General features: G+C 73.5%; 11 protein-coding genes. All 11 read right to left on the bottom strand.

Going from position 1 to position 13,842, the window contains the following annotated elements; genetic code table 11:
* Positions 1 to 229: 229 nt before the first annotated feature.
* Entirely contained in the window at positions 230 to 1,402 is a 1,173-nt protein-coding gene (locus J5X86_RS24125; RefSeq protein ID WP_208518837.1) for an anhydro-N-acetylmuramic acid kinase, read from the bottom strand.
* Entirely contained in the window at positions 1,393 to 2,790 is a 1,398-nt protein-coding gene (locus tag J5X86_RS24120; protein ID WP_208518836.1) for an MFS transporter, read from the bottom strand. The genes J5X86_RS24125 and J5X86_RS24120 overlap by 10 nt, the downstream gene beginning before the upstream one ends.
* 166 nt (positions 2,791 to 2,956) lie before the next feature.
* Positions 2,957 to 4,213, bottom strand: coding sequence for a cellulase-like family protein (locus tag J5X86_RS24115; protein ID WP_119985290.1), 1,257 nt, complete (start codon positions 4,211 to 4,213; stop codon positions 2,957 to 2,959).
* 205 nt (positions 4,214 to 4,418) lie between these two features.
* Positions 4,419 to 4,709 (bottom strand): DUF1876 domain-containing protein, encoded by a 291-nt coding sequence (locus J5X86_RS24110; protein ID WP_078638974.1) that lies wholly within the window; start codon positions 4,707 to 4,709, stop codon positions 4,419 to 4,421.
* 119 nt (positions 4,710 to 4,828) lie between these two features.
* On the bottom strand, positions 4,829 to 5,440 hold the full coding sequence (locus J5X86_RS24105; RefSeq protein ID WP_208518835.1) for a hypothetical protein: 612 nt from the start codon (positions 5,438 to 5,440) through the stop codon (positions 4,829 to 4,831).
* A 54-nt stretch (positions 5,441 to 5,494) separates the two neighbouring features.
* Positions 5,495 to 5,992 (bottom strand): carboxymuconolactone decarboxylase family protein, encoded by a 498-nt coding sequence (locus J5X86_RS24100; protein ID WP_374229285.1) that lies wholly within the window; start codon positions 5,990 to 5,992, stop codon positions 5,495 to 5,497.
* A complete protein-coding gene (locus J5X86_RS24095; RefSeq protein ID WP_208518834.1) occupies positions 5,989 to 6,831 on the bottom strand; it encodes an aminotransferase class IV in 843 nt (280 codons plus the stop codon). Before J5X86_RS24095 ends, J5X86_RS24100 begins: the two co-directional genes overlap by 4 nt.
* A 154-nt stretch (positions 6,832 to 6,985) precedes the next feature.
* Entirely contained in the window at positions 6,986 to 8,245 is a 1,260-nt protein-coding gene (locus tag J5X86_RS24090) for an FAD-dependent oxidoreductase (protein ID WP_208518833.1), read from the bottom strand.
* 1 nt (position 8,246) lies between these two features.
* Positions 8,247 to 9,836, bottom strand: a complete 1,590-nt coding sequence (locus J5X86_RS24085; RefSeq protein WP_208518832.1) for a class I adenylate-forming enzyme family protein — start codon at positions 9,834 to 9,836, stop codon at positions 8,247 to 8,249.
* A 72-nt stretch (positions 9,837 to 9,908) separates the two neighbouring features.
* Complete coding sequence (locus J5X86_RS24080) at positions 9,909 to 11,456, bottom strand: AMP-binding protein (protein ID WP_208518926.1); 1,548 nt, start codon at positions 11,454 to 11,456, stop codon at positions 9,909 to 9,911.
* A 56-nt stretch (positions 11,457 to 11,512) separates the two neighbouring features.
* Positions 11,513 to 13,840 carry an aminodeoxychorismate synthase component I gene (gene pabB / locus J5X86_RS24075; RefSeq protein ID WP_208518831.1) on the bottom strand — a complete coding sequence of 776 codons (2,328 nt, stop codon included), beginning with the start codon at positions 13,838 to 13,840 and terminating at the stop codon, positions 11,513 to 11,515.
* Positions 13,841 to 13,842: the final 2 nt, after the last annotated feature.

The raw sequence follows: 13,842 nt of genomic DNA, 5'->3' as shown, positions 1-13,842 counted from the left end.
GGACCCAGCCTGAGACACTCTCCGACCAGACTGATGATCCCGCTGCGGCCTCTTAAGCCCACACCCATTCCGGATTCCGCCACGTGCCCCCGTCCCCCCGTCGGCCCCCCGTCGGCAACTCGTGGGGTCTTTACCCACGTTCGCCCCTTCTATAGCCGACCGTTCCCCAACGTACCCCGGGTAGGGCCGATGCCGACATCCCCTTTACCGGCCATGCGCCGCCGCCCGCTCAGCGGCGGAAGATCTCCAGCCGGGTGGGCGCCGGCCGGCCCGGTGCGGGCAGGGTGAGGCCGCGGCGCCCCGGGGTAATCGACCCCAGCACGCTGGCATGGCGGGCGCCGGTGCAGCTCGGCGCCGTACCGGCCAGCCCATGGGCGGTCAGAAAGGCGAGGACGGCGAAGGCGTACGCCTCCTTCGCCGCCGCCGGAAGGCCGAGTTCATCGGAGGTCCGCAGCGCGATGGTGCCCAGCGCCCGGCGCAACGCCCCCATCAGGGTGGGGTTGCGGGTGCCGCCGCCCGAGGCGATCACCTCGGTGGCGTGCACCGACCGCACCGCGTCGGCGACGGTACGGGCCGTCAGCTCGGTGACGGTGGCGACCACGTCATCGTCCGGCACCGGGCCCGCGGCCGCCAGGGCCGCCCGCAGATAGGAGCCGTGGAACAGCTCCTTGCCGGTCGTCTTGGGCGCGGGCAGCGCATAGTACGGCTCGGCCAGCAGCCGCTCCAGCAGAGGCTCGTGGACGGTGCCGCGCGCCGCCATGGCGCCGTCCGCGTCATGGTCCAGCCGGCCGCCCGTCAGATCACCCACCGCCGCGTCGACGAGCGCGTTCGCCGGGCCGGTGTCGAAGGCCAGCGGATCGCCGGCGCTCGACACCACCGTGATGTTGGCGATCCCGCCCAGGTTCAGGGCGGCGCACACACCGGGCCGCCCGCGCAGCCACAGGGCGTCCACCAGGCTGACCAGGGGAGCGCCCTGGCCGCCCGCGGCCACATCACGGGTGCGCAGATCGGAGACGACCGGGCAGCCGGTGGCCTCGGCGATCCAGGCGGGCTGGCCGAGCTGCAGCGTCCCGTGCACCCGCCCGCCCTCGGCCCAGTGGTACACCGTCTGACCATGGGAGCCGATGAGGTCCGCACGCCCCTCGCACAGCTCCCGGTCGGCGCGGGCCGCGAGCGAGGCGAACGCCTGGCCGATACGGGTGTCGAGCGCGCACACCTCCTTCATGGTGGTGGCCGCCGGGGGCAGCGCGGCGCTCAGCGCCGACCGCAGCGCCTCCGGATACGCCTCGCCGACCAGCCCCAGCGGGGCCAGCACCACGGTGTCGCCGTCGAGCACCAGATCGGCTGCCGCGGCGTCGACCGCGTCATGGGACGTGCCCGACATCAGGCCGATCACGCGCATGGTGTCTCCTCCTCGGTCTCGGCTGCCTTCCCCGCCCGCGCCACCTCGGGCAGCGCGCCGCGGTGGTCCTGCCCGCGCAGGGTGAACAGCGCGAGCACGCTGATGGCGCAGGTCACCGTCACGTAGTAGGCCGGGATGTCGACCTCGCCGGTGTGCTTGATCACCTCGGTGATGATGAGCCCCGCGCATCCGGAGAACACCGCGTTGGACAGCGCGTACGCCAGCCCGAGGCCCGTGTAGCGGACCCGGGTCGGGAACATCTCGGCGAGCATGGCCGGACCCGGCCCGGCCATCAGACCCACCACCACACCCGCGACGAAGACCGCCGCTCCCTGGACCCACGCCGAACTGCCCGGCTCCTGCAACACATTGAGCAGCGGGAAGGCCAGCACCGCCACCAGCGCGGCCCCGGTCAGCATCACCGGCCGCCGCCCGATCCGGTCGCTGAGCAGGCCCGCCGGGAGGATGGAGAGCGCGAAGCCCGCGTTGGCCACCACGGTGGCGACCAGCGCCTGCTGGAAGGTGGCGTTCAAGGTGGCCTGGAGATACGAGGGCATGACGACCAGGAAGGTGTAACCGGCCGCCGCCCAGCCCATGATGCGCGCGGCCCCCATGACGATGGCCCTGGCCATCTCACGCGGGTCCGCCACCCGCTCGGGTGGGGCGGGCGGTGACCCGGGGCCCGGCGCGGTGCCGGTCTCCCCGTCCGCCGCCGCGCGGAAGAACGGGGTCTCCTCCAGCCTCAGCCGCAGCCACAGGGCGACCAGCCCGATCGGCAGGGTCGCCAGGAACGGCAACCGCCATCCCCAGTCGCCCAGCGACTCCTCGCTCATCACCGTGGCCAGCAGCGCCGCCACACCGGCCCCGGCCAGCAGCCCCAGCGCCACGGTGAACGACTGCCACGCCCCGTAGAGCCCGCGCCGGCCCGGTGGCGCGAACTCCGTCATGATCGACACCGCACCGCCGAACTCCCCGCCCGCGGACAGCCCCTGGAGGATCCGCAACAGGGTGAGCAGCCAGGGCGCGGCCGCGCCCAGCGTGTCGTACGTGGGCAGCACTCCGATGAGCGTCGTGGCGCCGGTCATCAGCAGCAGCACCAGGATCAGCGTGGGCCGGCGGCCGATCCGGTCGCCGATCCTGCCGAAGACGGCGGCGCCGATGGGGCGGAAGAAGAACGCGATCCCGAAGGAGGCATAGGTCTTGACCAGGCCCTCGAGCTCGTTGCCGCCGTGCGGGGTGAAGAAGTTCGCCGCGATGATCGTCGCGAAGAAGCCGTAGACACCGAATTCGTACCACTCGATGAAATTGCCGACCGAACCGGCCACCAGCGCACGGCGCGGGGCCCGCCCGGCGGCACGCTCTCTGGGATCCGCTGGGGACGTCGTCACAATCGGGCCCTTTCGCCGTCACCGCCAAGGGGAACGTGATGTGCGTACCCGTTGGGGGCGGCGGCTACCGGTGCGAGCGCGGCTCCAGCGGCGCGCGAGGCCCTGGCGGCACGCCTGCCCTCATGACGTGCGTCATCGTCACCGGAGCCGCCGACGGCCGGGCGCGTCAGCCGCGCAGCACCGCGTTGCACTCCCGCTGCAGCGCGATGTCCTGCCACATCGGGTGCTGGGGCGCCGCGTTGGAGCACACCACCGCGCCCCACGCCCCCACCCGCGCCGATTCCTCGACGGCGCGGCGGCAGAACGCTGCCCCCACCGGGCCCTCCTCGAAGGTCCCGTGCAGCGGGGTGTAGCCGATCCAGCCCTCGCCGAAGACCAGCGGGACCCCGCTCCCGGCCGCCCAGTCCGCGGCCGCCTCGATCCAGGTGGTCAGCCGCTGCTCCATCGCCAGACGGTGCATGGCATAGCGGTCGTACAGCCAGGCGTCCCAGCGGTCGGGGTCGCACCAGTCGTGGACGTAGATCTCCCGGGGGCCGACCGTGGTGGCCTCCAGCCGCCAGCGATCGCCGGGCGGAGGAGTCCAGTCGGCCAGATCGGGGGCGCCGGGTCGCAGCAGCTCCCGGCGCACCGGCTCCTGGGCGAAGGGGCGGCCCCGGTCGCGTATGGCGAAGGTGGCCAGGAGCTCGTCCAGCACCCCGTAGACGTAGGGGTGGAAGACCGCCACATCCACCTCGCGGGGGACCCCGCGCAGCGAACCGACCGGCACCTTGGCGTAGTTGACCGTGACGGGCCGGTTGGGGTGGCGCTCCTTGAAGCGGGCGATGCCCCGCTCCAGCCGCGGGCGCAGGGCGACGACCTTGTCCTGGCCCTCCAGCCCCTCGGTGAGCCGGCTGCCCTGGACCTCGTTGTGCAGCTCGGTGAAGGCGATCCGGTCGTCCAGACCGTGGATCACCAGGAAGTCGATCAGATCGGCCAGCGCGTCCGCGAGCGCCTCGGGGCGCCGCTCGGGATCGACGGCCATCAGCGCGTCGAACCAGGCGCGGTCCTCGCCGAACGACGGGCTCTGCTGGTACTCCCAGCTGGAGAGGATGACGAAGCAGTCATGGCGCAGGGCCGCCTCGAACAGCTCGCGCAGCCAGGCCCGTCCGTCGATCTCGCCCCCGCCGCCCACGTCGTACCAGCGCATCCGCTGCCCGTACGCACCGCCCAGGCCCGACGGCCGCAGCTTGCCCGTGTCGAGCCGGGAGCCGAAGAGCAGGAACGGCATGGCGCAGATGCGCACGGTGTTGTAGCCGCGCGTCACGGCCTCCTCGAAGGCGCGGTCGAGGTCGGCGAAGGGCTCGCCCGGGCCGGTGCGGGTGTACCAGCTGAAGTCCCACAGCGAGATGGTCAGTTTGTCCGGCAGATGCGGCGACAGCGTCACAGGGGGCTCCCCGCGGTCGGCGGCTCGGCGATGAGAGACCGGTTCATCGTCCGGGGGTGCCAAATGGGCTGTCAAGATGTATTCATAAATAATGGCCAGCGCTGGTGCGGTTGGTTTTCCGCTCCGTTCCTCCAGCCTTCGCCGAGGCCGTCAGCGCCTACCGGACCTCGCCCCCGAGGTCCGTACTACGGTCGTGTCCGGCTCCTCAGGCGATCCAGCCGTAGCCGGGCCGCGGCCTGCGCGAGGCCGGGGGCGCGCCCACGCTCTCCAGGTCCCGCTCGGCGGCGTGCACGAGCTGCTGCCCCAGGTCGCTGAGCGCCCGCGCGGCGGCGAGCTCATCGCCGATCACGGGCACATCCTCGTCGTCCGGGTTGCACCGGGCCAGTCCCCGGCCGGTGAGCGCCGCGGACCCGGTGTCCAGCTCGACACGCGCCGTGGTCCGCCCCTCGTCCTCGGAGAGGTAGAGATGGACCCTCCACTCCACTGTGTGCGACATGGTCTGCTCCTCATCTTCTGGCGGCCGCCTCTGATTTCTTCTGGTGGCTGTGGCTGCTTTCTGGCGGCCTGTGGCCGTTTCTGGCGCCGCGCACCCCGTGGAGGCGGCCGGAGCCCCGCTCAGCGGCGGTTCCGGCCGGACCACGCGGGTTCCACCACCTTCCACTCTGCCTCCCATCGCGCGTACCGCCTGCGGTCCAGGGCCCGCCGGACCCGGGACCGCCCCGTGAACGCGACCCCGGCCACCGCCGCGGCGGTGACACAGCCGGTGAACCAGCCCATGGTCCGCGCGGTCGCCGGGGAGGAGGGCGCCTGCGCCAGGGCGCCCTCGCGGTTCACCCAGACCCGCACCTCGCCCCCCGAGCCGCCGCCCGACACCGTGGCGGTGCCCGTATGGCGCGCACCGTCATCGGCGACCCAGCGCACCCGCGCCTGCCGCGGCTCCCGCACATCGGAGTGGTCCGGTCCGGGCGGGGCCTCGGCGAGCCGCGCGGTGATCTGGTGCCGCGCCGAGGTCTCGGCGGCCACGACGCGCATCTGGGAGTCGTGCGCCGCGTACCCCGCGCTGATCGAGGCGGCCGGCAGCCCGACCGCGAGGATCAGCACGAACAGCACGGTGCACCAGGTCTGGATCCGGTCCGTCCGGCGGCGCAGCGGATTGGGCCCCCTGGCCGGACGCCCGGGCAAGGGCGGACGCGGCCCGAATACGCGTCGCGGTCCGTGGGTGTTCATGGTCTGGCCTCCAGCGAGTGCTGACACCGGCGCGCGCTCGCACCGGTGTCGGGGTCAGGAGCGCGGGGCGGGCTGATAGGCGCCGGGCACCATCCGTGCGCTGATCGCCGTGCGGTTGTAGGCGTTGATCACGACGGCGGCCCAGATCACCGCCGTCACCTGCGGTTCGTCGAACACCTCGCGGGCCGCCGCGTAGACCTCGTCCGGCACCTGGCCGTCCTGGACCGAGGTCACCGCCTCGGCCAGGGCGAGCGCGGCCCGCTCCCGCTCGGTGAAGAACGGGGTCTCCCGCCAGGCGCCGAGGGTGTGGATCCGCTGCTCGGTCTCGCCCTGGGCGCGGGCGTCCTTGGTGTGCATGTCCAGGCAGAAGGCGCAGCCGTTGAGCTGCGAGGCGCGGATGCGCACCAGCTCCAGCAGCTCGGGCTCGACCCCCGCAGCCTGGGCCGCCCGCACCGCCGCCCGGTGCAGCTCGCCCATCGCGGCGGAGACCTCGGGGGCGAGGCCCTTCAGATCCAGCCGGGCGGTGGTGCGGGCCGGGGTGGTCATCGTCATCGGTGAACTCCGTTCGTCGAAACCAGGGGATCGGAAGCGCCGTCGAGCCAGGACTGCCAGGAGGCGGCGCGCAGCGCCGGACCCGCCCGCAGCGGACGGCCCAGCCAGGCGGTCACCGGACGGATTCCGTGCACCGCGTTGACCAGCCACACCTCACGGCCGTCCAGCTCCTGCACGGTGCGGTTGCGGTGCTCGGTGCGGACGCCCAGCTCGGCCGCCCGGTCCTGGATCAGGGCCGAGGTCACGCCCGCCAGCAGCGGAAGCCCCGGGGGCGGCAGACACAGGACGTCGTCCTCCCACCACAGAACGCTCGCCGTCGTCCCCTCCAGCACCAGCCCGGAGGGGGTGGTGAGCATCAGCTCCTGCGCGCCCCGGGCGGCGGCCCGCTCGCGCAGATGGGCCAGCAGGGGGAGGTCGGGGCCCTTACGGCGGGGATACGACCGCGGATCGAACTCCTCGGTCAGGCAAACGGTCACATTGGCCGTCCGCGGCGGCGCCGGGCGTATCCGCAGGAACAGCCGGGCCGGCTCCGGACCGGCCAGCTCGACCCGTGGGAACCAGCGCTCGGTACGGGGCAGGGCGGCGATCGCCTCGCGCCAGAAACTCTCGATCCGGGCGGGGGAATCGCCGGACGCCTCGACACACGCGGCGACGAACCGGCGGCGGTGGTGGTCAAGCCCGCGCACCCGTCCGTCGTCGACCAGCCAGGAATCGGCGGCCAGCAGTGCGGCGTCCGGCACCGCCCGGGAGGGCATCAGCCCGCCGTCCTCGCGCCACATCAGCGTCCACTGCTTCTGGTCCGACGCGTCGGCGTGACCGATGTTCTGTGCAGCGACCATGTCCGCTTCCACGTCTCCGTCCCGATGTTGTCCGAAGCTTCCGGTGTTTCCGAGTCCGATGTGCTGCCCCGTGTTCCCCGTGCGTGGCCCGGTGTCCGGTGTCCGGTGTGCGGATGTCCGGCCGGATTCCTAGCCGCGCTCGCTGGAATGCCGGTCAATAGCCGCGCGCGGGGCCGCCCCGGGGGCCGTAAGGAGCGCGTTCCAGCCACTCCCCGCAGCGGGGGACCACCGGGGCCAGAGTCGCCGCCGCCCGCTGGGCCGCCCGCTTCCACGGCCGGGGCCGCAGATGGTCCAGGGCCGCCCCGGCGGCCTCGCTGTTGTGCAGGGCCGCGCTCCGGCGGGCGGCGGCGTACCCGGCCACCGCCGCGGGTCCCCGCGACGGCTCGGAGCATGCCGCCGACACGGCCTCGGCCGCCGCGAGGGCGTCCGCGATCCCGCTGTTCATCCCGCGGGCCCCGAAGGGCGGGAACAGATGCGCGGCCTCACCCGCCAGCAGCACTCGGCCCGACGGATCGGCGAACGACGCGGCCACCTTGCGCAGGAAGTGGTACCGCGACACCCACAGCACCCGGTGCGCGCAGTCCTCGCCCACCAGTCGGGGCAGCCAGCGGCGCACCGCCTTCTCGGTGCCGAAGGACTCCGGCGGGTCGTCCGCGCGGCACTGCAGATCGATCTGGAAGCCTCCGGTGAACGGCACCCGCAGTACGGTGCGGCCGCCGGTGCCGGGGTGCTCGTAGTGGAAGACCCGCTCGACCGGCAGGTCCCCGCCGGCCGGATCCGCCACGTCCACGACCACGTGGTATCCCTCGGACCGGGTGCCCTCCAGCGGGATGCCCAGCGCCCCGCGTACCCCCGAACGGGCCCCGTCGGCGGCGATCACATGGCCGGCCGTCCAGCTTCCGCCGTCCTTCGCGGTCACCGTCACCTCGTCGCCGTCCGAGCGCACCCCGTGCACCTCGGCGTCGAAGCGGAACTCCACGCCCGCCTCCGTGCACGCCTCGAAGAGGAACCGCTCGGTGTCCACCTGACGCAGGCTGGTGAACGCGGGCAGCGCCGCGGCCGCGTCTCCTGAAATCCCGTCTCCGGAAATCCCGTCTCCGCGGCCCCCGTCTCCGGCGGCCCGCGGAAAGGTCCGTGCGAACACCTCACGGCCGCGGTAAAGGGTGCGCCGGGTGTGCCAGGTCGTCCCGTACGCCGCGATCCGCGCGCCCAGCCCCGGGCGGGCCCGCTCCAGCAGCCGCAGCGACCGACGGTGGACGAACAGCGCGCGGCTCCCGGGCCGTACCCGGTCCCGTGCCCCGGCCTCCAGCACCGTGACCGGCAGCCCGGCGGCCCGCAGTGTGAGCGCCGCCGTCATCCCGACCGGCCCGGCGCCCACCACCAGAACCGGCCCGCTCTCCTTCCGCGCCGCCATGTCAGCCACCGACCGGGGCGGTGGACAGGGTGGGCAGCTCACCCGCGGCGAGCAGCCGGGCGATCTCCAGCCGCTTGATCTTCCAGGTGCCGGTGCGCGGCAGATCCTCGAAGCGGCACTGCACCGGCTCGGCCAGCGCCGGAAGATCCCCGGTCGCCTCCCGCCAGCGGGCGGGGTCCAGCGGCTGGTCACCCCGGGTGCACACCACCGGCACCGGCTCCCGCTCCGGACCGTGGACGATGACCACCTCCCGGAGGTCGGCGATCCGCGACAGCAGCTCGTCCTCCACCTCCAGATTGCTGTCCACGGTGGAGATCTGGTCCACCTCACGGTCAAGCAGATACAGCGCGCCCCACCGGTCGCGGTAGCCCATGTCGCCCATCCGCCACCAGCCCCGGTCCACCTGCCGGGCGTAACTCTCCGGCGCGCCGAGGTAGGTGAGGATCCGGCCGCGGGTGCGGGCCTCGATGGCCCCCGTCGCACCCGGCGGGCAGGTGCGGCCCCGCTGGTCCACTACCCGGATCCGGGTGAAGCCGGGGATGCCGGTGCCCACCCGCCGCGCCTGCACCCGGTCCGCGCCCCGCCGGGTGTACCAGCAGAAGGCGATGGGCCCGGTCTCGCTCTGCCCGTACAACTGCATCAGCCGGGGGTCGCGGCGCCGGGAGGCGGCGAGCAGCCGCCGCACCGTACGGGGGTGGATGGCGTCGAAGGTGGAGCCGTACGCCCGGACGTTGGACAGCGGCCCGTCCGGCGCGTCGGCCAGGTCCTCCCACAGCACATAGGTGTTGGGATGCGTTTCGATGATGCCGGGGCGGTGTGCCGCCAGCAGCGGGCCGGCGTGGGCCGGGTCGGGATCGACGAGCAGCAGCAGCGGGCTGCCGAAGTGCAGCAGCACACCCAGCAGATGGTAGAAGCGGGAGTGTACGAACGACATGTGGAGCGCGGCCGGTTCACGGCGGGTGGCCCGGCCCAGCGCCTGCTGGGGCACCAGCCGGTTCCACATGGTGTGCGGGCAGTGCACGGCCAGCTTCGGTATGCCGGTGGTCCCCGAGCTGTGGGTGATCAGCGAGGGCTCACCGGGATGGAGCCGGATGGCCGGGCGGCGCGGCACCCCGGCGAGCGCGGCCAGTGCGGTGGTGTTCCCGGGCGCCTCGTCCACCGTCAGCACGCCCCGGGCCAAGGTGGTGTCCACCGCGCTCAGCGTGGACTCCAGCGTCGCCCGGTCGGTGATCAGCCAGGGGGCGTGCAGCCGGTCCAGCAGCACCGCGGCCACCTGTCCGTCCAGCGAGGGCGACAGCAGCGCCGGGACCGCGCCGATCCGGGAGACGGCACAGGTCAGCAGCACGATGTCGACGTTGTCGCCCTTGAGGATCGCCACATGCTCGCTCGGGCGGACCCCAGCCGACCACAGCCGGGCGGCCAGGTCGTCGACCAGATCGGCCAGGTCGGTGTACCCGAGGTCGGTTCCGGCGTCGGGGGCGACGTCCAGTGGCCGGTCCAGGGTCACCCTGACCCTGCCGTGGCGGGCCGCGGCCTCCTGGAGCATCAGCCCCAGATAGAACCCGCGCTCGGGGAGCAGCCGCTGCAACATATCGAGGTCCTCATCGTTCGAAGTCGGTCGGGAGGCCGTGCGCTCGGGCGCGGCCGTTGGGCCCGCGGCGCGTCACCAGCGGCCCGTGCGGACGACATGGCGCCGCAGCTTTCCCGTCGGGGTGCGCGGCAACGAGGCCACCAGGCGCACGGTGCGCGGCGCCTTGTAGGCGGCGAGCCGCCGCCGGGCCAGCGCGATCAGCTCGGCCGTCAGCGTCTCCTCGTTGGCCGCCCACCCGCCCGGGTCGGCCGCCGGTACGACACCCGGGTCGGCCGCCGGTACGACATAGGCGCGCAGCCGGGTCGCGCCCCGCTCGTCGGGGACGGCCGCCACCGCCACCTCCCGCACCGCCGGGTGCTGCCGCAGCACCTCCTCGACCTCCAGCGGCGACACGGTGATTCCGCCGACCATCTCCAGGTCGTCGACCCGGCCCAGATGGCGATAGGTCCCGTCGCGCTCGCGCCGGGCCCGGTCCCGGGTGGCGAGCCAACCGCCGTCCGCCGGGCGGCCGGTGGCCACTGTCGGACCCCGCACCCACAGCTCGCCCTCGGTGCTGCCGTCGGCGCCGTCCGCCACCACGGCGCCCTCGTGGTCCCGTAACTCCAGCTCGAAGCGGGGCACCGGACGGCCGAGGGTGCCGGGGACGTTGTCCCACACCGTGTTGGCGCAGAAGGCGTGGCCCGCCTCGGTGGAGCCGATCTGCTCCAGCACCGGAGCGCCGAGCAGCTCACCGACCCGCTCACCGAGGGCGGGCGGCAGCCCCTCGCCCGCGCTGACCGCCGCGCGGACGGAGCCGAAGCAGGCCGTGTGGCCGGTGCCGCGCTCGTCCACCAGGGCGGCGTACGAGGACGGCACCGAGTACAGCAGGGTCACCCGGTGCCGGGCCACGAGGTCGTCGATGAGGGCCGGTCCGGGGCGGTCCGCGGTGAGCACGGCGGCCGACCCCGAGAAGAGGGGGAAGGCGAAGGCGTTCCCGAAGCCGTAGGCGTAGAACAGCTTGGACACCGAGAACGACACGTCCGCGGGGCCGATGTCCAGCACCTCCTGCCCGACCAGATCGTGATAGGCGGCCACATCGCCATGGCTGTGGGTCACCGCCTTGGGGCGGCCGGTGGTCCCGGAGGTGTACTGGATGTACAGCGGGGTGGCGGCCGTCACCGGTTCCGCCGCCGGGGCCGGGGCCGCCGCGCCCAGGGTGGCGGGCGGGCCGGTCAGGGCCGAGAGCTGGTCGGCACCGAGCCAGGGGACGCCCTCGAAGTGGTCCTGGAGATCGGGGCCCGAGACGGCCAGCGCGGCGCGCGAGTCCTCAGCTATGAAGCGGTGGTCGTCGGCGGTGAGCGCGGGATTGATCAGTACCGCCGTCGCGCCCAGCCGGGCGGCGGCCAGAAACGTGGTCACCCACATGATGCCGTCGGGTAACGCGAGCAGCACCCGGTCACCGGCCGCCACCCCCCGGCCCGCCAGCACGGTGGCGGCGCGCTCGGCGCGGTCGTGGACCTCGCCGTGGGTCCAGACCTGGTGGCCCTCGAAGAAGGCGGCCCGGCCGGACCAGCCGCGGCGGTCCGCGAGCGCCGCGAGATGCGCGGCCATATTGGCGGAGACCGTGGGGCCGGTGGGCATGGGCGGGGCGGACACCGATATGGCGGACACCGAAACGGTGGATACCGATAGGGCGGTCACCGGCCGGGCTCCTTCGCCGCGGGGGCCGGTGGCGCCGCGGCGGCGGCCACGAGCAGGTCGTCGATCTCCCCGGCGGGCTCCCCGGCGGGGAGGGGCTGCACGGCCTCGTAGGCACGCATGGTGGCAGCGGTCTTGAGCAGCATTTCCTCGTACTCCTCGGCCGGATCGGAATCGAGCACGATGGCGCCGCCCGCGCCGATGTGCATCCGGCCGCCGGTGAACACGGCGGTGCGGATGACGATGTTGAGGTCGGCCGCGCCGTTGCAGCTGAGGTAGCCGAGCGCCCCGGAGTAGACACCGCGGGCCTCGGTCTCCAGCGAGTCGATGATCTCCAGCGTGCGCAGCTTGGGCGCGCCGGTCATGGAGCCGCCCGGGAAGCAGGCCCGGACGCAGTCGACGGAGGTCGTCTCCTGGCGCAGCCGGCCACGCACGGTGGAGACCAGTTGGTGGACGGTGGCGTAGGTCTCGGTGTTCATCAGGCGCGGCACATACACGCTGCCCGGTGCGCACACCCGCCCCAGATCGTTGCGGAGCAGGTCCACGATCATCAGGTTCTCGGCGCGGGCCTTGGGGCTGGAGGCGAGGGCGGCAAGCGCCCGCGCGTCCTGCTCCGGGTCCTGGCCGCGCGGGGCGGTGCCCTTGATCGGTTTGGCCTCGGCGGTGCCGTCGGGGGTGATGCGCAGAAAGCGCTCGGGGGAGGCGCAGGCCACATCGGTGCCGCCGAACCGCAGATAGGCGGCGTACGGCGCCGGGTTGAACCGCCGCAGGGCCCGGTAGAAGGCGTAACTGTCGCTCGGGGCGGGCAGCCAGGCGGCGTTGGTCAGGCAGATCTCATAGCTCACCCCGGCGCGCAGCTCCCGCAGACACGCCTCGATCGAGGCCAGATACCGCTCCCGGTCCCGCACCAGCCAGGGCTCCACGGCGGCCGTGGTGGCGAGGGCGGGCGGCCGCGGGGCGGGGCCGGTGAGCGTCGGCACTCCGCTGAGCACGGTCACGGTGGTGTCCAGCCAGTCCTTCGCCTCCCGGTGGCCGTCGGGGGTGTCCTCGGTGAGGCAGCAGATGTAGGTGACGCCCTCCTGGTGGTCGACCGCGACGAACCGGTCGGCGAAGAGCCAGCAGGCGTCCGGGGTGGCGGACCGGTGGCGGCCGGGGGAGCCGCAGTCGGCCTTGAGCTCGTAGCCGAAGTAGCCCACGTAGCCGCCGGTGAAGTCGAAGGGGAGACCGGGGGCGGTCACCCGGCGGCGGGCCAGCTCCCGTTTGAGGTAGTCGAAGACGCTGCCCTCGACCCGGGCGGCGGGCCGTCCCGCCCGCTCGACCTCGCAGACGCCCGTGTCCGTGTCGTAGCGGACGAACTCGGCGAGCGGACCCGTGCCGTCCCCGAGGAAGGAGAAGCGCGCCTCGCCGGACTCGGCGCGCGAGCTGTCGAGCCAGAACGCGTGCGGCGCCTTCGCGTACAGCCGGGTGAAGGCCGCCTCGGTGTCGGTGGCATCGGCCAGCCACCGGGCGTGCAGCCGGTAGGCGGGGCCTTCCGGGGGCGGCTGCGCCGGGGCGCCCGGGTCGGGGTCGAGCCGCGCCGGCTCCGCTCGGGGGTCCGCTTCCGGGGCCTCAGGGGAGCCCGGCGCGGAGGAAGGCCCCGGGGCCGCCGGTTCGGCCGCGGTACGGGCACGGCGTGGCTCCTCGGCGGAGGCGGAGGCGGAGGCGGGGGCCACGGTCGATGTCACCGACTCGCCGTTGGCGTGCTCGACGGTCAGATCGCGGAAGTTGCTGAGCATACGGTGGCCGTATCCGGTCAGCACCGACTCCGGGTGGAACTGGACGCCCCACAGCGGACGGGCCCGGTGCCGCACCCCCATCAGCACACCGTCCTCGGACCAGGCGATGCCCTGCAGCCCCAGCGGCAGCGGCTCGGCCACGCACAGCGAGTGATAGCGAACGGCCGTGAAGTCAGGCGGCAGACCGCGGAACAGCCCGCGCCCGCCGTGTTTGATCCGGGACAGATGCCCGTGCTTCGGTTCGGGCGCGGGCACCACCCGTGCCTGGGCGCCGAGCGCGATTCCCTGGTACCCCAGGCACACTCCCAGCACCGGAATGGTCGACCGCTCGATCAGCCGGGCGGTGGCGCCGAAGTCCCGCGGATCGGCCGGATGCCCGGGGCCGGGGGAGAGCACGATGTTGTCGAACGCGGTCAGATCGATGTCCGCGCATTCCGGCGCGTCATGGAGAAGCACCTCCGGTTCCTCGCCGTTGACCTCGGTCAGCAGATGAAAGAGGTTGTACGTGTACGAGTCGTGATGATCGACGAGGAGTGTCCTCAGCGATTCCATCC

Source organism: Streptomyces sp. NEAU-YJ-81 (genome assembly GCF_017592595.1).
In the GTDB taxonomy this organism is placed as follows: Bacteria; Actinomycetota; Actinomycetes; order Streptomycetales; family Streptomycetaceae; genus Streptomyces; species Streptomyces hygroscopicus_B.
This window is presented reverse-complemented; position numbering and strand designations above follow the sequence as displayed.

Bases quoted from the DNA above. Each gene is read 5' to 3' on its own strand.
- J5X86_RS24125 (WP_208518837.1), bottom strand. From the start codon at position 1,402: ATGCGCGTGATCGGCCTGATGTCGGGCACGTCCCATGACGCGGTCGAC.
- J5X86_RS24095 (WP_208518834.1), bottom strand. From the start codon at position 6,831: ATGGTCGCTGCACAGAACATCGGTCACGCCGACGCGTCGGACCAGAAG.
- J5X86_RS24100 (WP_374229285.1), bottom strand. From the start codon at position 5,992: ATGACGATGACCACCCCGGCCCGCACCACCGCCCGGCTGGATCTGAAG.
- J5X86_RS24090 (WP_208518833.1), bottom strand. From the start codon at position 8,245: ATGGCGGCGCGGAAGGAGAGCGGGCCGGTTCTGGTGGTGGGCGCCGGG.
- pabB (WP_208518831.1), bottom strand. From the start codon at position 13,840: ATGGAATCGCTGAGGACACTCCTCGTCGATCATCACGACTCGTACACG.
- J5X86_RS24110 (WP_078638974.1), bottom strand. From the start codon at position 4,709: ATGTCGCACACAGTGGAGTGGAGGGTCCATCTCTACCTCTCCGAGGAC.
- J5X86_RS24105 (WP_208518835.1), bottom strand. From the start codon at position 5,440: ATGAACACCCACGGACCGCGACGCGTATTCGGGCCGCGTCCGCCCTTG.
- J5X86_RS24080 (WP_208518926.1), bottom strand. From the start codon at position 11,456: ATGCCCACCGGCCCCACGGTCTCCGCCAATATGGCCGCGCATCTCGCG.
- J5X86_RS24085 (WP_208518832.1), bottom strand. From the start codon at position 9,836: ATGTTGCAGCGGCTGCTCCCCGAGCGCGGGTTCTATCTGGGGCTGATG.